The 26,297-nt window shown below is 54.7% G+C and carries 24 protein-coding genes; 10 read left to right on the top strand and 14 right to left on the bottom strand.

Translation table 11 applies throughout. The annotated features are described in order from the left end of the window. Positions 1-104 precede the first annotated feature (104 nt). Positions 105-1,808, bottom strand: coding sequence for a peptidoglycan DD-metalloendopeptidase family protein (locus ACT3TR_RS02715; RefSeq protein ID WP_441685285.1), 1,704 nt, complete (start codon positions 1,806-1,808; stop codon positions 105-107). 513 nt (positions 1,809-2,321) lie between these two features. Here ACT3TR_RS02715 and ACT3TR_RS02710 point away from each other — a divergent pair. Both ACT3TR_RS02710 and ACT3TR_RS02705 read left to right on the top strand, forming a co-directional pair. Further along, positions 2,322-3,245: a LysR family transcriptional regulator gene (locus tag ACT3TR_RS02710; protein WP_096281727.1), complete on the top strand. Its 924-nt coding sequence runs from the start codon at positions 2,322-2,324 to the stop codon at positions 3,243-3,245. 92 nt (positions 3,246-3,337) lie between these two features. Further along, positions 3,338-4,330, top strand: a complete 993-nt coding sequence (locus tag ACT3TR_RS02705) for a glutathione S-transferase family protein (RefSeq protein WP_444624582.1) — start codon at positions 3,338-3,340, stop codon at positions 4,328-4,330. A gap of 167 nt (positions 4,331-4,497) precedes the next feature. Here the strand turns inward: ACT3TR_RS02705 and ACT3TR_RS02700 are convergent, their stop codons facing one another. After that, on the bottom strand, positions 4,498-4,980 hold the full coding sequence (locus tag ACT3TR_RS02700) for a PRC-barrel domain-containing protein (RefSeq protein WP_096281723.1): 483 nt from the start codon (positions 4,978-4,980) through the stop codon (positions 4,498-4,500). Positions 4,981-5,148: 168 nt separating this feature from the next. After that, the gene (locus tag ACT3TR_RS02695) at positions 5,149-5,346 is read right to left on the bottom strand and encodes a CsbD family protein (protein WP_096281721.1); all 198 of its coding nucleotides are present in this window, start codon (positions 5,344-5,346) and stop codon (positions 5,149-5,151) included. A gap of 124 nt (positions 5,347-5,470) precedes the next feature. Here ACT3TR_RS02695 and ACT3TR_RS02690 point away from each other — a divergent pair, with 124 nt between their 5' ends. From ACT3TR_RS02690 to nfi, 3 genes are all read left to right on the top strand, one after another. After that, the gene (locus ACT3TR_RS02690) at positions 5,471-5,779 is read left to right on the top strand and encodes a hypothetical protein (RefSeq protein WP_444624583.1); all 309 of its coding nucleotides are present in this window, start codon (positions 5,471-5,473) and stop codon (positions 5,777-5,779) included. Between the two features lie 78 nt (positions 5,780-5,857). Next, positions 5,858-7,579, top strand: a complete 1,722-nt coding sequence (locus ACT3TR_RS02685; RefSeq protein ID WP_096281719.1) for a DEAD/DEAH box helicase — start codon at positions 5,858-5,860, stop codon at positions 7,577-7,579. Between the two features lie 227 nt (positions 7,580-7,806). Continuing rightward, positions 7,807-8,496 (top strand): deoxyribonuclease V, encoded by a 690-nt coding sequence (gene nfi, locus ACT3TR_RS02680; RefSeq protein WP_444624584.1) that lies wholly within the window; start codon positions 7,807-7,809, stop codon positions 8,494-8,496. Between the two features lie 14 nt (positions 8,497-8,510). Here nfi and ACT3TR_RS02675 read toward each other — a convergent pair whose 3' ends face one another. Next, positions 8,511-9,227 carry a glutamine amidotransferase gene (locus ACT3TR_RS02675; protein WP_444624585.1) on the bottom strand — a complete coding sequence of 239 codons (717 nt, stop codon included), beginning with the start codon at positions 9,225-9,227 and terminating at the stop codon, positions 8,511-8,513. A 164-nt stretch (positions 9,228-9,391) separates the two neighbouring features. On the opposite strand from ACT3TR_RS02675, the gene tpx reads away from it, so the two are divergent. Next, on the top strand, positions 9,392-9,892 hold the full coding sequence (gene tpx, locus ACT3TR_RS02670) for a thiol peroxidase (RefSeq protein ID WP_096281713.1): 501 nt from the start codon (positions 9,392-9,394) through the stop codon (positions 9,890-9,892). A gap of 5 nt (positions 9,893-9,897) precedes the next feature. Here the strand turns inward: tpx and ACT3TR_RS02665 are convergent, their stop codons facing one another. Beyond that, positions 9,898-10,590: a gamma-glutamyl-gamma-aminobutyrate hydrolase family protein gene (locus ACT3TR_RS02665; protein ID WP_096281710.1), complete on the bottom strand. Its 693-nt coding sequence runs from the start codon at positions 10,588-10,590 to the stop codon at positions 9,898-9,900. A 44-nt stretch (positions 10,591-10,634) separates the two neighbouring features. After that, positions 10,635-11,666 (bottom strand): amidoligase family protein, encoded by a 1,032-nt coding sequence (locus ACT3TR_RS02660; protein WP_444624586.1) that lies wholly within the window; start codon positions 11,664-11,666, stop codon positions 10,635-10,637. Between the two features lie 196 nt (positions 11,667-11,862). Here ACT3TR_RS02660 and ACT3TR_RS02655 point away from each other — a divergent pair, with 196 nt between their 5' ends. The 3 genes from ACT3TR_RS02655 (at position 11,863) to ACT3TR_RS02645 (ending at position 16,657) form a co-directional block, all read left to right on the top strand. Beyond that, positions 11,863-14,244: a mechanosensitive ion channel domain-containing protein gene (locus tag ACT3TR_RS02655; protein ID WP_444624773.1), complete on the top strand. Its 2,382-nt coding sequence runs from the start codon at positions 11,863-11,865 to the stop codon at positions 14,242-14,244. 132 nt (positions 14,245-14,376) lie between these two features. Continuing rightward, the gene (locus ACT3TR_RS02650) at positions 14,377-15,837 is read left to right on the top strand and encodes a hypothetical protein (protein WP_442352079.1); all 1,461 of its coding nucleotides are present in this window, start codon (positions 14,377-14,379) and stop codon (positions 15,835-15,837) included. 130 nt (positions 15,838-15,967) lie between these two features. Continuing rightward, entirely contained in the window at positions 15,968-16,657 is a 690-nt protein-coding gene (locus ACT3TR_RS02645) for a CBS domain-containing protein (RefSeq protein ID WP_444624587.1), read from the top strand. A gap of 67 nt (positions 16,658-16,724) precedes the next feature. Here the strand turns inward: ACT3TR_RS02645 and ACT3TR_RS02640 are convergent, their stop codons facing one another. The 8 genes from ACT3TR_RS02640 to ACT3TR_RS02605 form a co-directional block, all read right to left on the bottom strand. Continuing rightward, the gene (locus ACT3TR_RS02640; protein WP_444624588.1) at positions 16,725-17,849 is read right to left on the bottom strand and encodes an aminotransferase class V-fold PLP-dependent enzyme; all 1,125 of its coding nucleotides are present in this window, start codon (positions 17,847-17,849) and stop codon (positions 16,725-16,727) included. Between the two features lie 147 nt (positions 17,850-17,996). After that, complete coding sequence (gene cdd / locus ACT3TR_RS02635; protein ID WP_444624589.1) at positions 17,997-18,434, bottom strand: cytidine deaminase; 438 nt, start codon at positions 18,432-18,434, stop codon at positions 17,997-17,999. A 12-nt stretch (positions 18,435-18,446) separates the two neighbouring features. Beyond that, entirely contained in the window at positions 18,447-19,172 is a 726-nt protein-coding gene (gene deoD / locus ACT3TR_RS02630) for a purine-nucleoside phosphorylase (protein WP_444624590.1), read from the bottom strand. Positions 19,173-19,200: 28 nt separating this feature from the next. Further along, on the bottom strand, positions 19,201-20,445 hold the full coding sequence (locus ACT3TR_RS02625; RefSeq protein ID WP_444624591.1) for a phosphopentomutase: 1,245 nt from the start codon (positions 20,443-20,445) through the stop codon (positions 19,201-19,203). Then, positions 20,442-21,797: a thymidine phosphorylase gene (gene deoA, locus ACT3TR_RS02620; RefSeq protein WP_444624592.1), complete on the bottom strand. Its 1,356-nt coding sequence runs from the start codon at positions 21,795-21,797 to the stop codon at positions 20,442-20,444. Before deoA ends, ACT3TR_RS02625 begins: the two co-directional genes overlap by 4 nt. Beyond that, the gene (gene deoC / locus ACT3TR_RS02615; protein WP_444624593.1) at positions 21,797-22,591 is read right to left on the bottom strand and encodes a deoxyribose-phosphate aldolase; all 795 of its coding nucleotides are present in this window, start codon (positions 22,589-22,591) and stop codon (positions 21,797-21,799) included. The genes deoA and deoC overlap by 1 nt, the downstream gene beginning before the upstream one ends. 86 nt (positions 22,592-22,677) lie before the next feature. After that, a complete protein-coding gene (locus ACT3TR_RS02610) occupies positions 22,678-23,961 on the bottom strand; it encodes a NupC/NupG family nucleoside CNT transporter (protein ID WP_444624594.1) in 1,284 nt (427 codons plus the stop codon). A gap of 66 nt (positions 23,962-24,027) precedes the next feature. Next, positions 24,028-24,888, bottom strand: coding sequence for an outer membrane protein OmpK (locus tag ACT3TR_RS02605; RefSeq protein WP_096281685.1), 861 nt, complete (start codon positions 24,886-24,888; stop codon positions 24,028-24,030). 321 nt (positions 24,889-25,209) lie between these two features. On the opposite strand from ACT3TR_RS02605, the gene ACT3TR_RS02600 reads away from it, so the two are divergent. Continuing rightward, positions 25,210-25,977 carry a DeoR/GlpR family DNA-binding transcription regulator gene (locus ACT3TR_RS02600; RefSeq protein ID WP_096282412.1) on the top strand — a complete coding sequence of 256 codons (768 nt, stop codon included), beginning with the start codon at positions 25,210-25,212 and terminating at the stop codon, positions 25,975-25,977. Positions 25,978-26,297 lie beyond the last annotated feature (320 nt).

Here is a 26,297-nt window from a genome sequence, read left to right as displayed (position 1 = left end):
AAACACCGCCTCAATTGGGCGGTGTTTTGTATTATCAGCGTTAGTAAGTTAGTGGCTAGCAAGGCCCTTGCTGTTCATCTAGGCCTTGTTAGTCAATATAAACATTAATCATCGTTTTGCTGGTAGTTCGCAACGCTAACCGGGCCGGTTTCGCCGCTTTCCAACGTGGCCAGCATTGGCTCTGCCTGGCTCTGGAAGGCGACCAGTGTATCGCCGCTTAAGCTGCTGTTCTCGGGAAGACTAACGGTCAGGGCGTCTACCGGTGCATTATTAACGATGACTTCATAATGCAGGTGCGGGCCGGTGCTGCGGCCTGTATTGCCGGAAAGCGCGATACGCTCACCCATGGTCACGCGGTCGCCCTGGTTAACCAGCTGGCTAGAAAGGTGTAGGTAGCGCGTGCGGTATCCGTTGTCGTGTCGAACTACAATATATCGCCCGGCAGCAGGGTGGTTGCTAACGCGCTCAACGCGACCGTTCGCGGGGGCGAGAACCGCCGTGCCAATGGGCATAGCAAAATCGGTGCCGTTATGTGGGCTGACTCGCCCCGTGATGGGATGCTTTCTGTTGGGGTTGAAGTTAGAGCTTAAGCGGTAGCTGCCATCAAAGGGATGGCGCGCGAACGCAGGATCCAGACTTCCACCTTCGGGCGTATAGAAGTTGTTGTCGTTCAGATTGCGTACCACGGTCAAATCCATGCGTTCGCCGTCATACTTAACGGCTAATACGCGAGATTCAAGGGTTTCGCCATCAATCATGTCTGACTCAACCAGTACTTGGAAACGGTCACCACGACGGCTGTCACGTCGGAAATCGAGTTTTTTCTCAAGTATCTTGGTTAATTCAGTCACTGAGCCGCTATTTAAGCCGGTGGCCTGGGCCGAACGTGCAAAACTGCCGCTGACGCTACCCGCATAAAGGCGTTGAACAGGTTCACCCTGACGCTCAATAGCGGTAATCGCGTACTGGTCGGCATCACGCTCTAACATGACACCTTCGCGGGTGTTTTTCATCATGCGTAGCGACAGTAAACGGCCGTCTTCATCCAACTGGTAATCAAAGCTATGCCCGGCGCGCCAGTTGGTTAACAAGCGCTGATCGGGTAAGTCTTCAAGCAGGGTGAGCACTTCACTATAGCCAAGGCCTAGCTGATCTTGCGCCAGCACGGCGAATGTTTCGCCGGATTCAACAATATGCGTTTTCCATACGGGCACAAACGGCTCTTCTGCCGCTAGTTCTAAATTCAGAAACGAAACGTCATCGAATAGCTCAATGCCATAGTCTTCATACGAGGTGGCATCGGCAATTTCCATTGAAGATGCGCTATCTACGTCCAACATGCCGCTCGTTAACGTGCCAACGACCACTGCCATGTGCAGGGCACCGCTATCAAGCGAAGATACACCCAGCGCTACTGTGTTGGGTGTAATGGTGCTAACGGCGGCTAGATTACTGACCAGCGTCGGCTGACTAGCTATATCAGCTTCGGCCTTGGAAATGACGTCAAGATCAACGACCTCAGTAACCGCTAGATCGCTGAGAGGGATGTTTCCGCGGGTGGCGTCGAGGGCGCGTGAGGCACGATCGATCGCTTCAGCCACCGGGGTGCGTTCTTGGCTTAATGAAGGAACGCCCGGTGCCGAATCGCTAGGCAGCGGCACTAGCACGCTTTCTAACGGTGTATATGACTGGTTTAGATCATGATAAGTAGTGACTAACTTCTGTGTGCCTAGCACTGTGACCATAGTAGCCACGGGTAACAGTAATAATTTGTGCGTGCGAGGCAGCGAATGGAGGATTCGCAACATGGGTAAATGGACCGCCGAGTTCGTGATTAAAAGATGACAAAAAAATATATATACCCGGAACCATACCCCATGCAGAGGGGGGTGCATAGACTGTATGCCTATACATAAAACGTACTTAAATATAAAAATGCAAACAATGTGCACGAAAAGTCTATTAGTGAACGCTGTTTGCAAATAAATGTAACTGAGAAAAGCTAATTAAATAGCGTCATTCGATCATATACGAAAACATTTTTTTTAAAAGTATTAATACAACAAATGTATAGCATTCATCCTTTAGTCTAGTGCCGATAGGTCAGTAAAAGGATGACAGCGTTAGCGCCAGCCAGCACTACAAGTCGGGTTTATGCGGGCAAGCATGAGTGTTTAAAAGATGGCCGGGTGCCAAACGTTGGCCATGATTAGCCAGCCTTTCATATAGGTTGCAGAACTGCGGAGCGTTTCCTGGCATTCTAGTCATATTTTTCGAATATTAAACGCAGTGTTTCGCTATTTTGCGTCGAGGAAATCGAAATGTCCCGGGTAACGCTTTCACAATGGCAAATGTTGGCTGCCGTGGTTGATCATGGTGGGTTCGCGCGTGCGGCAGAAGCCGTGCACAAGAGCCCTTCCACGTTGAATCATGCCGTCCATAAGTTAGAAGAGCAGTTAGGGGTTCAAGTGTTAGAGCCCATTGGTCGCCAAGTGCGCTTAACCGAAGCCGGTGAGCTGCTTCTTCGGCGCGCACGTCAATTGATTGAAAGCGCGGCCTCGCTTGAGGATGTTGCCATTCGCCTCGCTGCTGGTTTAGAGGCGGAGATCGTCGTCGCTATCGACCAGGTGTTTCCCGCCGATGCCCAAGCCAAAGCGCTAGAGCGCTTTTCTGAAACCTACCCTCAAGTGCGTGTTCAGTTGCACGAAAGCGTGCTCAATGGTGGCGTAGAAATGCTCTACGATGGCCGGGCTGATCTTGTGGTCTCGGGCATTGATGCCCAGGGTTTTTTGGGTGAACCACTGGTAACCGTGCGCTTTATCGCAGTGGCACATCCCCAGCATGCGCTTCATCAGCTAGGCCGTTTGCTTGACTTGCGCGATCTAGCTCAGTATCGCCAACTTGTAGTGCGCGACTCAGCGCTGCGCCAATCGACGAACGCTGGCTGGTTGAAAGCCGAGCAGCGCTGGACGGTCACCCACCTAAATACGTCGCTGGATATGCTCCGGCGTGGTTTGGGTTTTGCGTGGATGCCTGAAACGCGTATCGCTGACGAGTTGCGAAGCGGTCAGTTGAAGCCGCTGCCGCTGCCCGCAGGTGGAGTGCGCGAGGTGCCGGTTCAGCTCATTTTCCGTGACCGAGATCGTGCCGGGCCTGCTGCCCATGCGATGGCCACTGCGTTAAAGCAAGCGGTGATCAGTGAGTGCGCCGTGCAGGATTCGACTCAGTCGAATGAAAAGCCCTAAAACATCCGCTTGAGCATCCCTGATGCGGGCGTATGCTGAATAGATGCAAGGTAATGTGTCCATTACCTGAAGACACTTTCAGGAGGCGCCCCATGGGACTATTAGTCAATGGCGAGTGGCACGATCAGTGGTACGACACCAAAAAGAATAACGGGGAATTCGTGCGCGAATCAGCCCAGCTGCGCGACTGGGTGGGCGACCAGCCGGAAACGGATGGTAGCTGCTATCCAGCAGCTAAAGATCGCTATCATTTATATGTGTCCCTGGCGTGTCCCTGGGCGCACCGCGCTTTAATTATGCGTACGCTAAAAGGGTTGAAGCCACTTATTGGCACGTCGCATGTTAGCCCGCTGATGCTTAAGGATGGCTGGACTTATCGTCAGGATGAGGGGGCCAGCGGCGACCCAATCAATGGCGTCGACTTTCACCGCCAGCTCTATACGATGACCGACCCGCACTACACTGGCCGAGTCACCGTTCCTGTGCTGTGGGATAAGCAGCGCAGCGCTATCATCAATAATGAGTCTGCGGATTTGCTGCGCATGTTTAATCATGCCTTTGATGAGCTAACGGGCAACGATTTAGATTTTTATCCACTGGACCTGCGTAGCGTTATAGATGAAGTTAACGCCGATGTGTACGACCACATCAATAATGGGGTTTATAAATCAGGCTTTGCCACCGAGCAGAACGTTTATGAAAAGCACGTGAAAGCGTTATTTGAAGCGCTGGAACGGATGGAGGCACGCTTAAGCACGCAGCGTTATTTGGCGGGGGAGTGGTTAACAGAGGCTGACATTCGCCTTTTTACCACCCTGGTGCGTTTTGATGCAGTCTATTACGGCCACTTCAAGTGCAATGTTAAGCGCATCGCAGATTATCCCAACCTTGCCAACTATGTGCGGGAAATCTATCAATGGCCGGGCGTGGCCGAGACGGTCAATATGGATCATATCAAGCGCCACTACTATTACAGCCACGATACGATTAATCCAACCCGTATTGTCCCCGCTGGCCCGCTGCTCGATTTTCAGCAGCCCCATGATCGAGAGCGTTTGCCAGGGCAGGGCGTCAGGCACAAATAGCTTGGTAATGTGACGACGGGCGCAGTAATAGAAAAGGGCCGCCCCAATGAAATGGGGCGGCCCTTTTAACGAGCTAGTGTTAACGAGCTGCTATCACTACGGTTTTTACTGGAGGCTCAAGGCGTATTTTGCTTGCTCAAATCCAATGAAAAACCGTGCTGGTGTGATTACTCGTCAGGATTGACTGCTTCACGAGTGCTTTGCCAAGCGCTTTGTGCACCTTCCTGGGTAGTTTCCCAAGCATCGCGGGCGCTAGCTTTGGTCTGCTCCCACCAGTCATGGTTGTAGGCAGGAAATGCTTCTACTTCTTCCTGGCTGGCGCTGATCATGACGCGGTGTTCCGTATCACCATCGTTTTCCATATCGGTTTCAAGAGTGAAGTAGTCGGTATCGACGACGATTTCACGACCACCTAGCCCGAGTACGGAACCGCTTTCAATGACCAGTGCGGTGATGCGCATTTCCTCGTCAAACAGAATGTCTTCAACGTCGCCGATTTCTTCACCGGAACCGCCGGCAAAATAAACCTCTGCATCAAGAATATTATCGGCAGAATACATGCCCTGCGGCTCACTTGAAGCGTGGGCGCTCATAGCAACGCTTCCCAGTAGGGCTGTACCGATAACGGTTGTCAGAATAGTTTTACGCATAGCATCTCTCCATGTGGCTACGATAAGTAATAAGCTGCTGTGCTTATTAGTGCTCTATAATGGTGTGACAAAAATTTGACTGTCTTAACGCACTGCTCTTAAAGCATCATTTTTAAAACCACGTTCTTAAAACACAGTTCTTAAGTGCTGGCAGGTTTGTTCAGGTGACTATTGCTTCTCAGCCCACTCATCGGCTCTACGTTCTGCGTCTTCTCTCGCTAGGCCATATTTTTGCTGAAGCTTGCCGACCAGCTGATCTTTCTTGCCACCAATCTGATCAAGCTCATCGTCGGTAAGGTCGCCCCAGCTTGAACGAGCCTTGCCCTTCATTTCTGTCCATTTGCCTTCAATCTGATCCCAGTTCATCGCCTCACTCCTTGATAGTCTTGAACTTGACTGAACACTTAATATGTTAGACGAAATGTACACAAGTGCAAGTGGTTGATTCAATGTGGTGCAAGTTAAAAGTGCTGGTCAGGAGCAAAATGCGGTGTTAGGATGCGCGCTCCTCGCATGTGTTGACCCCTCCATCACGACGATAAGCGTTTACCTGCTTAGCTACTTAGCAGTATCGCTTGCGGGAACATTTAGCCAATTGCTTGATGTTCATTGCTGTGTAGATGGCGCGCCTCCAGTATTTCACCACACGGGTGAAATCGGCGCAGAAGGTCGCCACAACGGTTGGCCCGCAAACGCGGTGTTTGCTAACCGGATGCTAGGTGCGACCGGCGTCTCCGACTCCATTGATGGCTACGACCGCTACGGCGGTGCCTGTTTTCGACAACGACCATTTTGTTAAGGTCGTTGCGCGATGACAGAGTCAGAGACGCTTATGATGTTTTTTGCCGGTACTTACCGGCCTACCAAGGTGTGATTAATGACCTCGACTTCTGTCGCCTCGCCGAGCTTCGGTGATCTGGCTCTATTGCCTGCCGTTCTGTCTGCTGTTGAATCACAGGGCTATTTAGTACCCTCACCGATTCAGGCACAAACCATTCCTGCGCTGCTTGAAGGCCGCGACATGCTGGGCCAAGCTCAGACAGGTACGGGTAAAACGGCTGCGTTTGCTTTACCCCTATTATCGCGCCTGGAACTCCAGCGTCGCGAGCCACAGGTGCTGGTCATGGCACCGACCCGCGAGTTGGCTCAGCAAGTAGCTGCCTCGTTTAGTAAGTACGGCCAAAACCTGAAAGGCCTCGAAGTGGCTACCCTGTGTGGCGGCCAAGAGTATCGTGAGCAGCTAGGCGCTCTTAAGCGTGGCGCACAAGTCGTTGTGGGTACACCGGGTCGTATTATCGATCACCTGGATCGCGGCAGCCTGAAACTGGATGGCCTATCCGCGCTAGTGCTGGACGAAGCCGACGAAATGCTGCGCATGGGCTTTATCGACGACGTAAAACGCGTGGTTGCCGATACCCCTAAAGATGCACAGCGCGTGTTCTTCTCGGCTACGCTGCCGGCAGAAATAGAGCGCATCGTTAACCGCTACCTGGTTAACCCCGTGAAAGTGGCGATTGAATCTGGCACCACGACTGGCGAAAACATCGAGCAGCGCATTGTGCGCGTTGATGGCGGCGCCAAGCTAGAAGCCCTGTCACGTATTCTTGAAGTCGAGCCGGTCGATGGGGCCATCGTCTTTGTTCGTACTCGTGCAGCCTGTACTACCCTGGTTGAGCAACTGACTGCACGCGGTGTTAACGCTGCTGGGCTTTCGGGCGACCTTGATCAAAGCCTGCGTGAGCGTACTATTACTCGCTTGAAGCGTGGCAAAGTTGATGTGTTGATTGCTACCGACGTTGCGGCTCGTGGCCTAGACGTATCGCGTATCACTCACGTCATCAACTACGACCTGCCCCAAGATGCGGAAGCCTATACGCACCGTATCGGCCGTACCGGTCGCGCTGGTCGTAGCGGTATCGCGATTACCTTTGCTGGCTTCCGTGAAGGCCGCAAAGTCGGTTGGATGGAGCAGGCAACCGGTCAGAAAATGGCTGAAATGCCGCTGCCTGATGAGTCGGCTATCCGCGCTCATCGTGATGACGTCTTCCATCATCGCGTTATCGCCTCTTTAACCAAAGGCGCCGCAGAACAGCGTGCTTTGATTGAGCGTCTTATTGAAGAAGGCCATGATCCGATCGAGCTGACCTGTGCGTTTGCCGCTATGGCGCGTGCTGATGAAGCGCCAATTGGTCGTCTTCAGGCGCCGCGCAAAGAGCGTCCGACGCGTGACGGCGCACCTGCCGGTAAGCCGGGTGCTCGCCGTGAGCGTACTAGCAACAGCGCCCCGACCGAAGGCATGACGCGCTACCGCGTCTCCGTTGGTCATAAAGATGGCGTTAAGCCGGGCCAGCTAGTTGGCGCTTTGGCTAACGAAGGTGGCATTGAAGGCGCGCGTATCGGCCGTATCGATATTCGCAACGCGTTCTCTGTGGTTGAGCTGCCAAGCGGCCTGCCTGCAACGATTCTTACTAAGATGGCACGTGCTCGTGTAGCCGGTCGTCCGCTAGAAATCAGCGAAGACAGCGCACCGGCTGAGCGCGCACCGCGCCGCCGTCGTGATGAAGGCGATGCGCCGGTTCGTCGTCGCGAACGCGCCTAAGTCTTTATTAGCGTGAGTCTTTATTAGCGTGAGTCTTAATTAACGTAAGGCTTAATCAACGGCTGCTAAGCGGCAATTGAGACGCTCATAACGCCCCCGCACCTTTCCTGGTGCGGGGGCGTTTTTTTTGCTGCTTTAGCTATTTCTCACTACGATATCTCACACCACGATCTCTCTCACTACGCTGTCCTGCATCACGCTATTCTTTACCACGTTAGGAGGACGCCATGCTGGCACCGCTTCATGATTGGAACCTTATGCCAAGGGAGGCGAGGGCGCTGCAGTCACAGCTGGCTGAGCGGCTAGAAACGTCAGATCGGCTAGCGCCGGTTTCGCACATTGCCGGAGTTGACATCGGTTTTGAAGACGGCGGCGAAACGACGCGCGCGGCGGTGGTCGTGCTGAAATGGGACCCGGCCACTGCGCCAGATTTAAGCGTGGTTGAGCAAGTGGTTTATCGCGAGCCCACGCGCATGCCGTATATTCCTGGCTTGCTGTCGTTTCGTGAGGTTCCAGCGGCGCTAGGGGCCTTTGCAATGCTCAGCGTGCAGCCTGAGTTAGTGATGGTGGATGGCCAGGGAATTGCTCATCCCCGCCGCTTAGGCGTGGCGGCGCATTTAGGGCTGTGGCTTGATTTGCCCACGATTGGTATTGCCAAGTCACGCCTGTGTGGAAAGCATGCGGAGGTGGGCGAGCAGCGCGGCGACTGGGTGCCGCTTTACGCGGGAGCCGAGACGATCGGTGCCGTCGTGCGCTCCCGCGCCAAGGTCAAGCCCGTCTATGTGTCGCCAGGGCACCGGGTGACGCTGGAAACCTCGCTTGCCTGGGTAATGCGCTGCTTAGGCCGCACTAAGCTACCGGAGCCAACGCGCCTGGCGGATCGTTTAGCTTCCCGGCGCGATGAGCGTCAGTCGTGAGTCGTGCTGCGGAGTTATACGAAGGTTAAAAACCGCTGGAGAAGGCTTGAAGATGCCTGGCAGTCAACCACGTTCGCTAGTAGTACTTCGGGTTCTTCGCCCTGGTCGCGCAGCGCCTCGCGCTGGCGTTCAAGATAGGCGCGCATCACGGGGGCGGTGAATTCAGGGTGAAACTGCACGCTCCACTGGCGCGGCCCGTAGCGCAGCGCCTGGTGAGCATCGTGGTGGTTATGGGCTAGCACGGTAGATCCAGGTGGCGCCTGTATAACCGACTGCGCGTGAGTAAGGTGCGCCGCAAAGCGTTCCGGAAGGTGGCGAAACAAGGGGTCGATTTGACCTGCCTGGGTGAGCCGCACGGTGCGCGTGCCGGACTCTCGGCCAGCCGGATGATAGTCACTCACGCCACCAAACGCGGCAGCCATCAGCTGATGGCCATAGCAAACGCCGAGCATGGGCGTATCGTTGGCGAGCGCTTCTTCAAGCCATGGCTTGAGTGCTTCACTCCAGGGCTCGGCGTCACTCACCATGCTGTGCGAGCCGGTAATAACGATGGCGGCCAGCGTACCCACCGAGGGCGCGGGTGTGTTGGTCCGTGCGTCCCAAACCCGCAGCGTCAAATGCTCTGGCAGGGCGGTGCTGAGCTGTTTTTCAAACAGCGTTTCAAAGTCACCGTGTTGGTCGATCACTTCTGGAAAAGCGTCGCCAGTTTTAACAATTAGTACACAGGCCATGCCAAAACCTCAGTAAGATAAACCGGCAGCGTTGAACAAATACGCTAACGGCAAGTCTGCAAAGGCGTGACGATAGCGCTTATCATCAATGCTTTCTAGTGGGTTTGTCAGTGAGGCCCGAGACATTCTCACCCTATTTAGCTGAATAACCCAAGGAGTAAGCAATGCAACAGATTACCCGCGCAGGCGAACCTATGGATGTCGCTGGCACGCTGCCCGCTGAAGGCCAAGTGGCACCTGTGATGACGCTTACCAATACTGACATGCAGGATGTCACGCTCGAGACTTACGCCGGCAAGCGTAAAGTGCTCAACATTATTCCCAGCGTAGACACCCCCACCTGCGCAATGTCCACACGCCGCTTTAATGAGCTGGCCTCTAATCTTGCTGACACCGTGGTGTTGGTTGTGTCTGCCGACTTACCTTTTGCGGCGAAGCGCTTTTGCGGTGCTGAAGGATTAGATAACGTCGAAACACTGTCTACTTTCCGCCACGGCGAATTTCTTGAGGCCTGGGGCGTTGCACTGCGCAATAGTCCGATGGAAGGGCTGTGCGCCCGAGCGGTAGTTGTGCTGGATGCCGATAACCGGGTGCTACACAGCGAGCTGGTGAGTGAGTTGAAAAACGAGCCTGACTACAGCGCTGCGCTAGCGGTTCTCAAGTAGTAACGCTACTCGCACTGTTTTCCGCACCGGCTAGAATGGCGCTTTGATGCCGCCACCAGTGCGCGAATTAAGCGCTGCTGGGGGCGGTTGAAAATCAGCCATTCGGGGTGCCATTGCACGCCAATCAAAAAGTCATGCTCACGAGACTCGATGCCTTGCACTAGGCCATCGCGGTCGCGAGCGACGATATCAATGCCCCGTCCAGCTTGGTAAACGGCTTGATGATGCAGGCTATTGACGCGGCACCACGTTACTCCCAGCAAGCGGTGTAGCTTGCTTGCGCCGACAATGTCGACGGTTTTGCGGGGTAGCACGGTACGGCGCCGCTTTAAGCCTTCATGGGTGGTGTAGATGTCAGGATCAAGCGTGCCGCCAAGATGCACGTTGATTAATTGCGCCCCCCTGCAGATGCCTAGTACCGGCGTTTGTAACGGAATAAAACGTTCCAGTAGCATAAGCTCTAGCTCATCGCGCGCGGGGTCAAGGCGCACATCCAGCTGTACCTCTGCGCCGTAGAGGTAGGCCTGTATGTCGTCGCCGCCGCCAATGATCAAGCCATCCAGGCTCTTCGGTAAAGCGCGCGCGGGCGATAGGCGCAGCGGCTTACCGCCATGGCGCCAGACGGCAAACCAATCAAACCACCAGGCTAGCTGGCTTTTTTGATCAGACGTTGTGATTCCGATAAGCGGTCGAGACATGCCGATAGTTACTCGCTATTTTTTAAATTAAAGAAGGTAGCGCTCTAACGCTTACGGTGAAGCCAGTGGCCCAGTTTTTTTGATCCTCGGGCCAGCTTTGCTTTTACACGCGTTAGCAGCGGCCGGTTTTGATCGGCGATATATTCGGCGCACCGTGCCAGCAGTACCTCGGCATTGGCGGCGAGTTTTTCTACCTCGACCCAGCGGTTCCATTCAACGACCGAGCCCCAGCCGGGCTGTGAAAGCTGTGCATTAGGCAGCCGGTAATGAAAGGTAGGGCGCGATTTAGTGAGCTTGGCATGCAGCAATGCATGCGGATGCGCTGGGCGTAAATAGGCGAATAGTGGCAGCATATCCAATTCGCGATTACGCGTAGGGTTGTAGTGCAGATAGTCATTGATCAGCGTGTCAAGATCGGGTGAATAGTGGCTATCGAGCACTTTCAGCACGTATTCTTTAGGGAAAGGGTTGGCGTGAGGCAGTATTTCCCGGGTAATGTCGATTTTGATGTCGTCGCGCAACCAGCTGGCAAGTAGCATATAGGCCCGCAGCATGGCGAGCAGGTAGCCGACGTCAAAATGCGCCACTTCCGGATTAAGATGCAGCCCGAACCCATACATTAGGCTTGCATCGGTGCCTTTCGCACCGTGCTTGCGCAGAGTTTCAAATAGCGTGTCTAGCGCTTCGAGTTCATTCCAGGGCACGGGTGGCACAACGATCTCTGTCGGTACTAGGCCCGTGACCATGTCGCCAATCAGCTCACGGGTTTTCTGGTGAAACTCAATGCGGCGTTGCTGCCGGTGGCGCGTCCACTCGTTGTCGAGAGCGCTAGGGTCTTCAAACAAGGATTGGTCAGGGTGAGCGTACTGAGTGTCTAGCTCGATACCAAATTGGCCCCAGCGAGTAGCCTCTACTAGTAGCCGGTGAGGGCTTACCACGTTAAGCTCCCCGCCAAATAGATCGCGTACGATCAGCGCTGTGTCGCTGGGCGGTAGGCCAGCAAATTCAATTTCGACGCCAACATGCCGGTTTTTTCCATGGCTGTTTAAGCGGTTGGGCGGAGCTTGTAGCGTCATCTCAGCATCCTTGAGGTGAACGTTTAGGTGCTCAGCCTATCATAGACACGCGTCGAGGCTGCGCGTACTCAATGCGGATGAAGAAGGTCAGCAGGACGCTATTCAGACTAATTTTCAGGAGTAAAGCGTGCGACAGCACCGGTTAACCCACACGATAATAAGCATCGTCTTCTTTGTGCTGATCAGCGTGACTGCCATGCAGGCTCAGGCGCAGATGGTGTCCCTGCCAAGTTTGGGCGGCGGCGCTGATGAGGAAAAAGCCGACGTTAGCGGGAGCGAGTTTCAGAGCTCGTTAAACGATGTTATCGGCATGCTCGAAAACGAGGAGCAGCGGACCCAACTGTTGGCGTCGCTGCGCGAGCTGCAGATCACCACGGATGCTGCCAATGAGGAAGACAGTATTTTGCGCCAAGGCCTGCTTGGCGCGCTTGCAGATACGCTAAGCGATCTTGGTGATCAAGCTCAAGCCGGCAATTCTCCCCTTGATGAGTGGTCGCGCCAACTGTCGCGGGGCGCTGACGATTTACGCGCGCTTAACGATGATGCTGATCAGGGTGAGATCATTCGAGCCGTGGCTGAGGGCGCGGTGCTGGCGCTTATCTGGACAGGGCTTCTGGTGGTGATGATAGCTTTTGGGCGGATGCTGGCAACCCGCCGCCATTGGCCGTTGGATCTACCTCGTGACCCGAAAGGCAGGCTACTGGCGATACATTTTTTCCGGCGCATGCTGCCCTGGGCGCTAGCCTTTGCCATCACGCTAGGGATTGGCCAGGTGCTGCCTGATAGTCCAGGGCGAACGATGGTATTAGTCGTGGCGTATATTTGCCTGTGCGGTCGAGCGCTGTCGGTGGTGTTTGAAACGGTGGTGGCATTTTTCAGCCGCGGTCATCGTTTTACCGCTGTTCAGCTGCTCCAGCAGCAGGCCCTGCGTGGCCTGTTTGTGATTGGGGCATTGATTGCGCTCGGTGACGCGGTTAACTCTACACGCTTGGTAGAGCTGCTTGGCAGTGAGCTGTCGAGTCTGGTATCGGTGCTTGCCAATATGCTGGCGGCGCTACTATCCGTGCGGTTTATTGTTAAATTTAAACGTCCCGTGCGCCATCTGATTTGCAATCGCCCGTTTAAACAGCGCCGCGATGCCAGTACGGCCGTTGAAATGATTCGCTCGCTGGGCGGCCTATGGCATATTCCCGCGCTGCTGCTGGTGAGCGGTTCCCTGTTGGCTATTTTTATTACCGTTGGCGATGTGGGTACCGCGCTAGCACGTTCGATTATTTCAGCCAGCCTGCTGGTGCTCACATTAGTCATTACGGGGCTACTGCGACGCCAGTCGGAACGGATGGGGAAACGCCGTCATCGCCATCGCTACAGCCAGTACCGTAAGCGCCTAGAGCGGTTTGGTTTTGTGTTGGCGCATATCTGTTCGTGGATGGTGTTTGCCGAACTTTCCATGCAGGTGTGGGGTGGGTCATTGTTTGGTCTTGGCCAGCAAGCCGTTGCCAGCGCCCGAATTGGTCAAGCGCTGGTCAGCCTGGGTGCCACCGTACTGCTTGCGTGGCTGGTATGGATTCTGGCTGACACGGCAATTCAGCGCGCGCTTACCTCCTCTGCGCGTTCGCGCGGGCGGCGCGTTAATCAGGCGCGGGCGCAAACCATCACACCGATGATTCGCAACGTCATTTTTGTCATCATTTTAATTATTGCGGTAATTTCTGGATTGGCCAACTTAGGCGTCAATGTGACGCCGCTACTGGCCGGTGCGGGTGTGATCGGTTTGGCCATTGGTTTTGGTGCCCAAACCCTCGTTCAGGATTTGATTACCGGTATTTTTATCTTGATCGAAGATTCGCTAGCGGTAGATGACTTCGTTAAGATCAATAATCATATGGGAACGGTCGAAGGGCTAACGCTGCGCACCGTGCGTTTACGCGATCTAGACGGTGTCGTGCATATCATCACCTTTAGCCGTATCGAATCGATTCACAATATGTCGCGCCAGTTCGGTATCGCATTAATGCGTATCCGAATTCCCTACGATATGAAGATCGACGATGCGATTACGCTGATGCAGGAGACCGCCCAAGAGCTGCGTAAAGATCCGATGATGCGCCATTACATCTGGTCGCCGCTTGAGATGCAGGGGGTGCAGGGCTTCGAAGATGGCTGTCCTATTCTGCGTATGCGTTTTCGTACGGCGCCAGAAATGCAGTGGGATGTTTCCCGGGCATTTAACCTGCTGCTAAAACAGCGCATGGAATCTCAGGCGATTGACCTGGGCATCCCGCGTCTTAGCGTCAGTATGGAAGCGCGCTCTGAAGACCGTCGTCAGGATGAAACCGGTACTGACTTTGCCATCGAAGCTAGCGGCGAAGAGGACACAGATAGCTCGCGTAAAAAGCCCGCGCCGCCCCAGCCCGCACCGCTGCCTACCACGGCAGAAACGCAAAAAGATGAACGGGAGCGGGCAAACGATAAGACGTCTGAGCGAGCGGCGTCACATCGTCACAAACCCCAGGCTCAAGGCGAGCCCCATAGCAATACCTATACCAGCGCCAGTGGCGAACACGGCGATGAGTAACCACGGCGATAGCGGGTATCTGTTATGCAAAGGTGCAGTGGCGCCCGTTCGCCAAATGCAGAGGATCCTGGAGATGTGGCTTTAGCTTCTCAATATTATCGTAGTGAGCATTGACGTCGGGGGGGAGCGCAAGTGATCAACGTTGAGCGTAAAAATAGCTTTCAGCTGCGCCTTACTCGGCGGCTTAAGGAAGAGACATCGCATAACCTCGATGTTTATCTTTTCATACCTGGCGAGCTGGGATTAAGTACCCAGCTCATCTCCGAGGAAGCGTTTTACCACTCGGCAATTAATGTGTCGCGCACCTACTATAGTGACGAATATCTGCTGCCGCTGGTGCATAGCCGTCTCGCCAGCCGAAACCGTTTGGGCAGTGACTCTTACCGGCTGAGTTTGAGTTTATATGCTTATCAGTACGTGGTGGCGATGGAGCGCACCACTCAGATGATGTTGGTCAGTGCCAATAAGCTGCGCCATGCCCGCCAAGAGGAGCGAGAAGAGAACAGTGAGGTGCACGAAAGCGCCAACGCTTTACGCGACCAGCTGAATGAAATGATCGATTTAAGCGATGGCATACTTAAGCGGCTGCGGCGCAATCAGCCCAGCGATGAAAGCTTATATAAGTACTTTGCTAATATTGATAATTATCTCTCTTGGTTTACTGAGCAGCAGCTGTTGGCGTTGGTAGCGCACATGCCTCGTGGCGGTGAGTTTACCGAAAGCCGTCGGCGCTTTATTAGCGTATGCCATCGTGAGGATGAGTATCGTCGCGAGCAGGAGTATAACGCTGAGCGAGTGATGGCTGATCCCACTCGAATGTCGAATAAAATGCGCCTGCTGCGCCGCCTAATCGAGCACCCCATCACGCTTAAACAGCAGGCGTTAGAGCTGGGTGGCGGTGAGCAAAAAGCGGTTAAGGCGCTGGCGACGGCCGTGGTGATGGCATGCGTAACGTTGGGTGTATTACGCGTGCGTGAGGTGGTAGGCGATATTACGGCGCTGTTTGTGCTGGCCATGGCGCTTCTTTACGCCATGCGGGAAGTGTTCAAAGACGATTTGCGCAACACCCTCTGGCGGCTGCTGCGCAAAGGACGGCCTAAGTGGCGCCGTCAGTATCTCGATCCTACTCGTAATGCCTTGGTAGGCCGCCAGTTAGAGTGGTTTGATTACAAACGCTTCGCCTCGTTAAGCGACGACATTCAGCAGATGCGCCGCCGCACGGTCGCCCAGCGTGAAGAAATGGTGCTGCACTATCGTTCAAGTTCGCGTATGTCGCCCACTCGTTTTTTAAGCGGCTACGAACATACCCGTGAAACGCTGAATCTCGATATATCAATGCTTACTCGATTAATGAATAAAGGAAAGCACCACATATACCGCCTGAAAGATGGCCAAGCGGTTCGTGAAAGCGTTGAGCGTCGCCATTTATTTAACCTCGTCGTTCGAGAAACCGGCAGCGAAGACTCGCCCTACCTTGCCCGCTGGAAGGTTGTGGTCAGTCGCTCAGGGATTGTTGATGTTGAAAAAGTCGAAGAGAATACTGTCATTAAGAACGAGGTCATCAAGAACGAGGTCATGAAGGGCAGCAACTAACAGCGTTAACCACAGCGAATGCATGGCTAAATCGCGAGGAGCGAACTAGGCTCAAATAATGGGTAGGTTAACCTGCGTTTGCGGCGCAGCCTTTAAGGTTCATCTTAGAGCTGTCGCAAGGAGAAAAGCCATGCAAGCTATTGATATTATGACGCCAAAAGTCATCAGTGTGAGCCCCGATGCCGAGGTGCGCGAAATTGCCCAGCTATTGATCAATCACCGTATTAGTGCCGTTCCAGTTGTTGATAGTGAGCAACGGGTGATCGGGATTGTCAGCGAAGGCGATTTAATGCGCCAATTGAAAAATGATGATGACGGCAATCAGTCCTGGTGGTTATCACTGGTTAGCGGGGGCAAAGATCCCGGCGACTACGTTAAGCAGCACGGCCGTAAAGCGCATGAAGTGATGACTCCGAATCCGATCATGGTGGAAGAGAACACACCCCTTCACGATATTGCTCGATTGCTAGAAAAAAATCACATTAAACGCGTGCCCGTCGTGCGCGACGATAAGCTGATAGGCATTGTCAGTCGTGCCAACTTGCTACAAGGGGTTGCTAATGCGGCAGTGGCACCGACCCAGTCACCGACCGATGATCGACACATTCGAGACGCTATTTTAAAAGAAGTTGAGCATAACGCTGGTGTGCAGACGGGAAACATTAGCGTGATTGTCAACGGCGGTGCGGTAGAGCTTTGGGGGCTAGTTGAGTCGCTAGAGCAGAAGCAAGCAGCAGCTGTTGCAGCAGAAAACATTGCAGGGGTTACTCGGGTCGATAATCACCTGGGCATGATGCCGCGCGGCTTTGGCTATTCGTAGCACATTTCGCCAAGATATCACTGGCCGTAGAACATGCCCGCCGTCTTTAATGGCGGGCATTGTCGTATTAGGCCACTGATTTAATTGCTTGCTCTAAGCTATCGACGCTACGCTGGGTGTGATGGAGTTTATCAAGCCCAAACAGGCCAATGCGGAAGGTCTGAAAATTGTCGCCTTCATCACACATCAGCGGCACGCCGCCGGCTACTTGAATGCCCGCCTGGGCCAGTTTGCCCACTAAGCCGCTATCGTTGTTATAGCAGACCACGACGCCCGGTGCCTCAAAGCCTTCAGCGGCAACGCTAACAAAGCCGTGGCGTTTCAGCATGGCGCGGACGTCATGCCCAATGGCTTGCTGCTCCTCTTTTACCTTGGCAAAGCCATAATCGCGGGTCTCCTGCATGATGTCACGCAGCTGTCGCAGGGCATCGGTCGGCATGGTGGCGTGATAAGCGTGGCCGCCGTTTTCATAGGCCTGCATGATGCTGTGCCACTTCGCTAAATCGCACGCAAAACTGTTGCTCTGCGTCTCACTTAATCGCTGCGTGGCGCGCTCTGAGAGCATCACCATCGCGCAGCAGGGTGAGCCGCTCCAGCCTTTCTGAGGAGCACTCACCACCACGTCAATGCCGAGCGTCTGCATATCTACCCACAGCGTGCCAGCGGCGATGGCGTCTAACACAAACAAGCCGCCCACTTCGTGAGTGGCCTCAGCCAGTGCTTGGATATAGTCGTCCGGCAGCAGCAAGCCAGCCGAGGTTTCCACCTGCGGGGCGAATACGACAGCAGGTTTTTCGCTAAGAATCTGCGCTACGGCTTCATCAATGGGCACCGGCTGAAAAGGTGCAGTCGCGTCATCGGCATTGAGGCGCCGCGCTTTAAGCGCCGTGTGTAGATCGGTTAAGCGACCCATCTCAATAATTTGCGTCCAGCGATAGCTAAACCAGCCGTTGCGGATGACCAGGGTTTTCTGATCGAGCGCAAACTGACGCGCTACCGCTTCCATGCCAAAGGTCCCGCTACCGGGCACAATGGCCACTGAGTGAGCGCTGTAGACTTCTTTCAGCGTGGCAGAAATGTCGCGCATCACGCCTTGAAACTGCTGCGACATATGATTTAGCGAGCGGTCTGTGTAGACCACTGAGTACTCAAGCAAGCCGTCGGGATCGACGTTGGGCAGTAAACCAGCCATGGCGTTCTCCAAGGGGAATGTGCTCTAAGCGGCACACTTCATCATTGATAAGTCATCATCGATAAGTCGTCATCACTAAGAGTACGAGCAATAAACGCACAAAACCAGCCCGCGAAGGAGCTGGTCTTTAATGCCGTGCAGGTGGGATTAACGCGGTGGTAACTGCTCGGGGCCGAAGGCGTCGGGCAGCAGGGTTTCCATGGTGTAGGTTTTCATCAGCTCGCCGCGAGCGGAAAGTACCTTGATTTGCGTTGCTGGCGTTGCGAACTCGCGAATACGCTGGCGGCAATCGCCGCAAGGCGTGCAAAGATGATCCCCTGGCCCCATCACGTACACGGTCGCGAGCTGGCGCTGCCCTGCGGTGACCATCGCTGAAATAGCCGATGCTTCTGCACACAGGCCTTTGTAGTGCGCTACTTCCACGTTGGCACCCGCAAACTGCTGGCCATCCGGCGTCACCATCACTGAAGCTACCGGGTGGTTCGAGTAGGGTGCATAGGCATTGGTTTGCGCACTTAGCAGCTGTTGAACGATTTCTTCTGAAACGATCTCTGCTGTAATTAACTCATCAGAACGTTGACTCATGAGCACTTTCTCCTAAGCGCGCGCTGCGTCGTCGCGCAGCACTGTGTCTAGCGCAATCAGCATCATATCGTCGAAGGTCGATTGGCGGTCGGCGCTGGAGAGCGATTCACCCTTCAAAATATGATCCGATACGGTGCAGATTGTCATGGCACGGGCACCGAACTCGGCGGCGACGCCGTAGAGGCCAGCGGCTTCCATCTCAACGCCGACAATGCCGTAACGCTTCAGCATTTCGGCCATCTCGGTCTGAGGATTGTAGAACAGGTCAGCTGAGAACATATTGCCGACTTTTACCGGAACGTTCTGAGCCTTTGCTGCGGCCACCGCGTGCAGCGTCAGATCAAAGTCCGCAATCGCTGCAAAATCGTGGTCGTTAAAGCGCATGCGATTGACCTTGGAGTCGGTGCTGGCGCCCATGCCAATGACCACATCACGCACGTTGACATCGTCGCGAACCGCGCCGCAGGAACCCACGCGAATCAGCGATTTCACGCCGTAGTCGGTGATCAGCTCTTTGGCATAGATGGAGACCGACGGAATGCCCATGCCGTGGCCCATCACAGAAATTTTGCGGCCTTTATAGGTGCCGGTGTAGCCGAACATGTTGCGAACATCGTTAACTTGCCGAACGTCTTCTAGATAGGTGTCGGCGATGTATTTGGCGCGCAGCGGGTCGCCGGGCATTAATACAGTATCAGCGAAGTCACCGGGGGCGGCGTTAATGTGCGGGGTTGCCATAAAAGTCTCCTTTAAGCGGCGCTAGGCGTTAGCTAGCGTTAGGAAGAAAGCTTTCGCCATCGGCCATGGCCGGTAGCAGGAAAAAGTCGGCCAGGGTTTGGCCAATGTCTGCAAAGGTGTCGCGCGCACCTAGCGGGCCGGGCGTGAAGCCTGGGCCATACACTAGAACCGGAATGTATTCGCGAGTGTGCTCGGTGCCGTGCCAGCTTGGGTCGCAGCCGTGATCGGCAGTTAGAATCAGCAGGTCATCGTCACTCAGTGCCGCCAGCAGTGTGGGCAGCTTGGCATCAAAGTCTTCAAGCGCCGCGGCGTAGCCGGGCACGTCGCGGCGATGGCCGTAAACCGAGTCAAAATCGACAAAGTTGGCCATGATCATGGCGCGCTCACCGACGTCACGCTGACTCGTGCGCTTGATCTCGCTGAGCGTGGCATCCATCAGCGCATCGTGGCCGCTGGCTTTTACCTTGTGGGTAATGCCGCAATGAGCGTAAATGTCGGCGATTTTACCAATAGACACCACTTCGCCGCCGGCATCGGCGAGTTTTTGCAGCACCGTGGGGGCCGGCGGCTGAACGCTGTAGTCGCGGCGATTGCCGGTGCGGGCAAAGGTCTTGCTGTCCTCACCCACAAACGGTCGGGCGATGACGCGGCCGATGTTGTAGGGCTCAAGCAGTTCGCGCACGGTCTCGCTCAGCGTATACAGCCGTTCCAGGCCAAAATACTCTTCGTGAGCAGCAATCTGGAACACCGAATCTGCCGAGGTGTAAACGATCGGCTTGTCCGTGGCGATGTGCTCTTCACCCAGGCGGGCGATGATCTCGGTGCCCGACGCATGGCAGTTGCCAATCACGCCAGTGAGATTCGCTTCTTGGACGATGGCATCGAGCAGTTCCAGTGGGAAGCTGTCGGTTTTATCGAGGAAGTAACCCCAGTCAAAGCGCACCGGCACGCCAGCAATTTCCCAGTGCCCGGAGGGCGTGTCTTTACCGCTGGAAATTTCTTTAGCGTGGGCGTAAGCACCTTCCAGGCTTTCCGGTAGCATCACGCCTTCGGCCACGCTGCCGGTGGCATCGCGGTGGGCATGAAATAAGCCAAGCTTGGCCATGTTGGGTAGCTTGAGTGGCCCTGAACGATGGGCGTTATCGGCCTCATTACGGGCGCAGGCGGCGGCTATGTGGCCGAGAGTGTCAGCCCCTACATCGCCAAAGGTGGCGGCATCCGGGGCGGCGCCAATTCCAAAAGAATCAAGGACGATTACAATCGCGCGGCTCATGAGGCTTCTCCACGAAACGTGTCTTGCAGCAGGGTATCGGCGCTGGCCGTACTCTCGCCAATCGTAAACGCTGCACGCAGTTGCTCTGCGGCACGCTCTGCGGCGGCGTTATCGCGGGCGTGAACCATGGCGATGGGGCGCTGACTATCCACGCTATCGCCAGTTTCTACGATCTCTGTGAAGCCTACGCTGTGGTCAACGCTTGCGTCGTTACGCAGGCGACCACCACCCAGTTCCACCACGCTCATGCCAACGGCGCGGGTATCAATACGCTGTACGATGCCTGCTTGCTCGGCGTATACCGGTTTAATCACCTCGGCCTTGGCCAGGTAGTGATCAGAGCGTTCCATAAAGTCGCTGGGGCCGCCAAGCTCACGCACCATGCGGGCAAATACTTCGGCGGCAGCGCCGGAGGTTAGCGCTTTTTCAAGCTGTTTAAGCGCATCTTCACGGGAACCTGCGAGTTTGCCAGCAATCAGCATTTCCACCGCCAACTCACGTGTTACCTGCATCACGCGGCTATCCGCGCGGTCGCCGCGCAGCAGCGCCAGTGTTTCAACAATCTCGACAGCGTTACCGGCACAGGGCGCCAGCGGCTGGCTCATGTCGGTAAGCAGGGCCGTGGTGGGGGTGCCCGCCTGCGTTGCTACGTTCGCGATACTTTTGGCAAGCTCGCGGGATTTTTCCGGCGTGGGCATAAAAGCGCCACTGCCGACTTTGACATCCATGACCAGCGCATCCAGCCCTGACGCCAGCTTTTTGCCGAGAATAGAGGCGGTAATCAGCGGAATAGATTCCACGGTAGCGGTCACATCACGCACGCCGTAAATACGTTTGTCCGCGGGGGCCAAGTCGCCCGTTTGGCCGATAATAGCCACGCCGGTGGATTTCACTACCTCGCGAAAGCGTTCTGGCGCAGGGTAAGGGTCGTAGCCGGGGATTGATTCAAGCTTATCCAGCGTGCCGCCGGTATGACCCAGGCCACGCCCAGAAATCATCGGCACAAAGGCACCGCAAGCAGCGACCCACGGGCCGAGTACTAGCGAGACTAAATCGCCTACGCCGCCGGTGGAGTGCTTATCAACAATCGGGCCGGGCAGGTTTAGGTCGCTCCACTGCATCACATGGCCGGAGTCGCGGGTGGCGGTAGTCAGTGCGACCACTTCTTCACGGCTCATACCGTTGAGAAACACGGCCATGGTGAAGGCGCCAATTTGGGCATCGCTAATGCGGTCATCGGCAATGCCCTGCACGAAACCTTTAATCTCTTCAGCAGGCAGCGGCTGGCCGTCACGCTTAAGGCGAATCAGCTCTTGAGGAAGTAGGGCATGTTTGGTTGCGTTGGCTGACATTAATAACCTCCGTCAATGGGGGCGGCGTTGGTGTTGCCGGTCAATGTGTCTAATAAGTTGCCTAACAGGCTAGAGGCGCCGAAGCGAAAGTGCGCAGGCGTCACCCAGGTGGCCCCCATGATATCGCTGGCGAGAGCCAAATATTCGGCCGCATCTTCAGCGGTTTTAACGCCACCCGCCGCTTTGAATCCAACGTCTTTACCGCTGGCTTTAATCGCGTTGAGCATAATTTCAGCGGCTTCTAACGTGGCGTTGACGGCCACTTTGCCGGTCGACGTTTTAATAAAGTCGGCGCCACCTTCAATGGCGATTTCACTGGCGCGTTTGATCAACGCAGGCTCTTTGAGTTCGCCAGACTCAATAATCACTTTGAGTAGCGCCTGGCCAGCACAGGCGGCTTTGCACATCTCAACCAGTTCAAGTCCTGTTTCTTCGTCGCCTGCCATTAGCGCGCGGTAGGGAAATACTACATCCACTTCATGCGCACCTGAGGCAACGGCATCGCGGGTTTCACGGGCAGCACCCATGATGTCGTCACCGCCATGGGGAAAGTTGGTAACAGTGGCAATCTTGACCTGATCATTGAGCGTGTGGGCAGTGAGCGCGCGCTGCGCAGTGACAATAAACTGCGGATAAACGCATACCGCGGCCGGGTGTCCGAAAGGCGTTTTCACCTGCTGGCACAGCGATTCGATCGTGCTGTCGGTGTCATTGTCATTCAGGCTTGTCAAATCCATCATCGTCAGCGCTTGGCGGGCGGCTTGAGCGATTTGTGGGGAGGCAGTCGCGGTCATAGAATTCTCGCAAATTGGTAAAAGAAAAAACGGACACTGCGATCTAAAACAACAGCGTCCGTTACAGGGTGTCGTGCTTGCTGCTGTTAGCTTGCGGCACTACTCAGCGCAATAAAGAAGCCGGCAATAGTGGCCGACATTAAGTTGGAAAGCGTACCGGCCAAAACGGCTTTGACACCAAAGCGAGCAATTTCTTTGCGACGGGTGGGTGCAATGCTGCCCAGGCCGCCAAGCAGAATCGCAATGGAGGATAGGTTGGCAAAGCCACATAGCGCAAAGGAGAGAATCGCCATGGTGTGCGGCGTCATTAGTTGGCCCGTGGCAGCAACGACCTGTTCCCCATCAATGTACGGCGCTAAGTTGATGTAGGCGACAAACTCATTGACCACCAGCTTTTGACCGATGAACGAACCTGCCAGCGTCGCTTCTTCCCAAGGGACACCGAGCAAAAAAGCCAGCGGGGCGAACAGCCAGCCTAAGATCATTTCTAGGCTAAGTGATTCAAAGCCAACCCAGCCGCCAATGCCACCAAGGATGCCGTTAATTAAGGCAATTAGCGCGATAAAGGCTAACAGCATAGCACCCACGTTAGCGGCCAGCATAAGGCCAGAGGTGGCGCCGGAGGCGGCGGCGTCTAACACGTTGGCAGGCTTGTCTTCCTGAGCCTCAATTTCTTCTTCCACTTTGGAGACGCTGTCGCTATCCGTTACGTCTTGCGTTTCCGGCATGATCAGCTTGGCAAACAGCAGCCCGCCCGGGGCGGCCATGAACGATGCTGCTACCAAGTACTCCATAGGAATGCCCAGCGCGGCGTAACCCGCTAGTACTGAGCCAGCAACCGAGGCTAGGCCGCCACACATCACTGCAAACAGCTGTGAAGGCGTCATGCGGGCGATAAACGGGCGTACCACAAGCGGCGCTTCCGTTTGGCCAACAAAAATATTCGCGGTGGCGGAAAGGGATTCGGTGCGTGAGGTGCCAAGCGCTTTTTGTAGCGCGCCACCCAAGATGCGGATGACCCACTGCATAATGCCGATGTAGTACAGCACGGCAATCAGTGACGAGAAGAAGATAATCACCGGCAGCACTTTAATGGCAAACACAAAGCCGACGTTATCAACGTCGGCTAAGCCACCAAACAGAAAGCCAATACCGTCGTTGGCATAGACCAATATTTGGCTAACGCCGCTCGATATAGCTTGTAGCACCGCCTGGCCGAAGGGCACATACAGTACAAAGGCACCAATGCTGGCTTGAATAGCGAACGCGCCCAACACGGTGCGCAGGCGGATAGATTTACGGTCGTAAGAAAAGATCAGAGCAATGGCCACCAGAGTGACCATGCCTACCAAGCTCATAAGGAGTGTCATAGGGGGATCCTTCGAGTACGCGAGGGTTAGACGCGCGGGTTACAAAAGCTTACTGGTTGTAAATGCTTATAGTAAGTTGAGCTTGACGGAGTAAATCATCGCATTTTGATAATCGTTGGGAGTGCCCAACTTATTCTCTGAGTAGCGATACTGAATGCCGGTGGTGATCAAATCACTCGGGTGCCACCACAGGCTTAAGGCGCCGTTGGTGCCTACGCTGCCTGCGGAAGCGCCCACATAGTTCTGCTCCAGATACTCGTCATCACGGCCAAACGTTTGCTCGTGCCAGTTGGTCACGCTGAAGTTCTGATTGAGTGCAGTGAAATCATAACCCGCCACCCAGCCTGCCATGTAGCCGTTCATGCCGGTGTAACCATCGCTTTGCACGCGAGCAGCGCCAATAAACGGTTTAAACCATAGGCCGTTATCAAACGTAGTGAGGTAGCCTAAGCCCAGCACCTGGTCCTGCTCACGGCTTTCAAAACCATAGTCGCGAAAGTCGTAAAGGTGGGCGTAAATTGACAGCGGGCTGTCGCCTAAATAAATGTGCGACGTGAGCTTGCCCGCAGTGCGAAAGTTGTCTTTACCACCGCTGGACTCATCAAACTGGTCGTTGGTAGGGTTCTCGAAATCAAAAAAACCGTAAAATTCGCCCCAGCTAAAGCCAGCGCCGCCTTCGATTTCGAGAAACATAAAGTCGCTTTTTGCCGCGTTAGAGGCCGTGCGGGCTTCGGTGCCGTTCGACCAGTCCAAGTAGTTAACGGAGACGTTAGCAAAGGACCAGAGCGGATTAAGAGAGTTAGGCTGAGCGGGGGCTGCCAGTAGCGGCGTGGCAAAGGTGGCTCCTAATATTCCAGCTACGCCAGCGCCCAGCGGAATCAGAGGCAAGGTGCGAGAGGGTGTACAAGAGCGTGTACGAGTAGTCATGAAAGCCTCAACAAAAGTTAGTGCGGAGCCATAGAGGGTGGCTATCCGAGGTTAGAATCGTGCGGGCTGGCGTTAATGTTAAAATTATAACATTTAGTGTTATTTTTATAACGCGGATTTGCAAGCGTTCTACTACCTGCTTTTGGTATTTCTTTTGCTTAGGGCGTCGGAGCATAAAAAGTCGTCGTGTCCGTGAAAATAAGTCAGTGGCAATGACGCCGACGTTCGCTCAACATAGAATCAAAAGCCGTCAGTGAAGAATGAGTGCGATAAGGATGTCGCAGTCATCATAAGAAGAGGGGTCGTAAGAGGATGCCCACTATTAATGGCCGTAGCGCGTTGCGCATTAGCAGGCTTCAGGAAGCGCTTGCCTGTGGCGGCACCCTGCATTTGCGCGATGCCGCAGAGCTGTGCAGTGTCTCGGAAATGACTATTCGCCGCGATCTCACTACCCAGCCCTCTGCTATTAGTTTGCTGGGTGGGCGCCTCTTTATGGCGAACTACGCTAGCGCAATCCCTAAATATGATTTAACCGAGCAGCAGGATAGCCATTACCAAGCCAAATATCGGCTTTGCCAGCACGCGCTTACGTTTATCGAGGAGGGCGACACGCTGTTCATTGACTGCGGCTCGACGCTTATCCCGCTATTAAGTCAGTTAAGCCATTTTCAAGAACTGACGGTGGTGACCTATGCGCTCAATGTGGCCAATGCGGTCGCTGCATTACCCAACGTGCGCTTAGTGCTATTGGGTGGGCTATTCTATGCAGTTTCCCAGTCGTTTGGCAGCGATACGATGGCCGCGGCTATTGAGCGTTTGGGTATTAACAAAGCGCTCATTTCGGCAGCGGGAGTGGACCTTGCGCGCGGAGTGAGCTGCTTCCACTTTCATGAGGTGGCGCCCAAACAGGCGGCCATTTCGACGGCGATGCAGCGCTTATTAGTGGTGGATGCCAGCAAGTTTGGCGTGATTCGGCCGGCCTACTTCGCCTCGCTGGAAGATTTTGATGTAATCGTTACCGATGAGAAGGGCGCGCCGCAGTTACTAACCAATCCCGGCGGTGATGTGCCCACTGTTAGCATCGCATAAGCGCTTTGGCAATAGCATCAAACAGCAACTACTTGGGGTGCGTCAAAGCGCCACTTCTTGCATGACCCAGACCAGTAGAGAATGCTACAATCTTGATCGTTTGACGAAAGAGACCCGCCGCCATTCCCATTCGACGGCGCATATTTTTCCCGGAGCAATGCTACCGATGCCGCCTGCTACGCGCCTTAGTTGCAAACGTAGCGGTTAAAGCAGCAGTTAACGTACTAATTAGCGCTGATTGACATAGCGCTGATTGACATCGTACGGCCTTTTTAAATCGCAGCGGTAGGGCGTTTTTTGAGGATAATGCTTTGGGAAAA

Source organism: Halomonas sp. AOP12-B1-6, assembly GCF_052379225.1.
Taxonomy (GTDB): domain Bacteria; phylum Pseudomonadota; class Gammaproteobacteria; order Pseudomonadales; family Halomonadaceae; genus Vreelandella; species Vreelandella casei.
This window is presented reverse-complemented; position numbering and strand designations above follow the sequence as displayed.

Excerpts from the sequence above, each read along its gene's own strand:
- ACT3TR_RS02715 (WP_441685285.1), bottom strand. The coding sequence starts at position 1,808 with ATGTTGCGAATCCTCCATTCGCTGCCTCGCACGCACAAATTATTACTG.
- ACT3TR_RS02710 (WP_096281727.1), top strand. The coding sequence starts at position 2,322 with ATGTCCCGGGTAACGCTTTCACAATGGCAAATGTTGGCTGCCGTGGTT.
- ACT3TR_RS02705 (WP_444624582.1), top strand. The coding sequence starts at position 3,338 with ATGGGACTATTAGTCAATGGCGAGTGGCACGATCAGTGGTACGACACC.
- ACT3TR_RS02700 (WP_096281723.1), bottom strand. The coding sequence starts at position 4,980 with ATGCGTAAAACTATTCTGACAACCGTTATCGGTACAGCCCTACTGGGA.
- ACT3TR_RS02695 (WP_096281721.1), bottom strand. The coding sequence starts at position 5,346 with ATGAACTGGGATCAGATTGAAGGCAAATGGACAGAAATGAAGGGCAAG.
- ACT3TR_RS02685 (WP_096281719.1), top strand. The coding sequence starts at position 5,858 with ATGACCTCGACTTCTGTCGCCTCGCCGAGCTTCGGTGATCTGGCTCTA.
- nfi (WP_444624584.1), top strand. The coding sequence starts at position 7,807 with ATGCTGGCACCGCTTCATGATTGGAACCTTATGCCAAGGGAGGCGAGG.
- ACT3TR_RS02675 (WP_444624585.1), bottom strand. The coding sequence starts at position 9,227 with ATGGCCTGTGTACTAATTGTTAAAACTGGCGACGCTTTTCCAGAAGTG.
- tpx (WP_096281713.1), top strand. The coding sequence starts at position 9,392 with ATGCAACAGATTACCCGCGCAGGCGAACCTATGGATGTCGCTGGCACG.
- ACT3TR_RS02665 (WP_096281710.1), bottom strand. The coding sequence starts at position 10,590 with ATGTCTCGACCGCTTATCGGAATCACAACGTCTGATCAAAAAAGCCAG.
- ACT3TR_RS02660 (WP_444624586.1), bottom strand. The coding sequence starts at position 11,666 with ATGACGCTACAAGCTCCGCCCAACCGCTTAAACAGCCATGGAAAAAAC.
- ACT3TR_RS02655 (WP_444624773.1), top strand. The coding sequence starts at position 11,863 with ATGCAGGCTCAGGCGCAGATGGTGTCCCTGCCAAGTTTGGGCGGCGGC.
- ACT3TR_RS02645 (WP_444624587.1), top strand. The coding sequence starts at position 15,968 with ATGCAAGCTATTGATATTATGACGCCAAAAGTCATCAGTGTGAGCCCC.
- ACT3TR_RS02640 (WP_444624588.1), bottom strand. The coding sequence starts at position 17,849 with ATGGCTGGTTTACTGCCCAACGTCGATCCCGACGGCTTGCTTGAGTAC.
- cdd (WP_444624589.1), bottom strand. The coding sequence starts at position 18,434 with ATGAGTCAACGTTCTGATGAGTTAATTACAGCAGAGATCGTTTCAGAA.
- deoD (WP_444624590.1), bottom strand. The coding sequence starts at position 19,172 with ATGGCAACCCCGCACATTAACGCCGCCCCCGGTGACTTCGCTGATACT.
- ACT3TR_RS02625 (WP_444624591.1), bottom strand. The coding sequence starts at position 20,445 with ATGAGCCGCGCGATTGTAATCGTCCTTGATTCTTTTGGAATTGGCGCC.
- deoA (WP_444624592.1), bottom strand. The coding sequence starts at position 21,797 with ATGTCAGCCAACGCAACCAAACATGCCCTACTTCCTCAAGAGCTGATT.
- deoC (WP_444624593.1), bottom strand. The coding sequence starts at position 22,591 with ATGACCGCGACTGCCTCCCCACAAATCGCTCAAGCCGCCCGCCAAGCG.
- ACT3TR_RS02610 (WP_444624594.1), bottom strand. The coding sequence starts at position 23,961 with ATGACACTCCTTATGAGCTTGGTAGGCATGGTCACTCTGGTGGCCATT.
- ACT3TR_RS02605 (WP_096281685.1), bottom strand. The coding sequence starts at position 24,888 with ATGACTACTCGTACACGCTCTTGTACACCCTCTCGCACCTTGCCTCTG.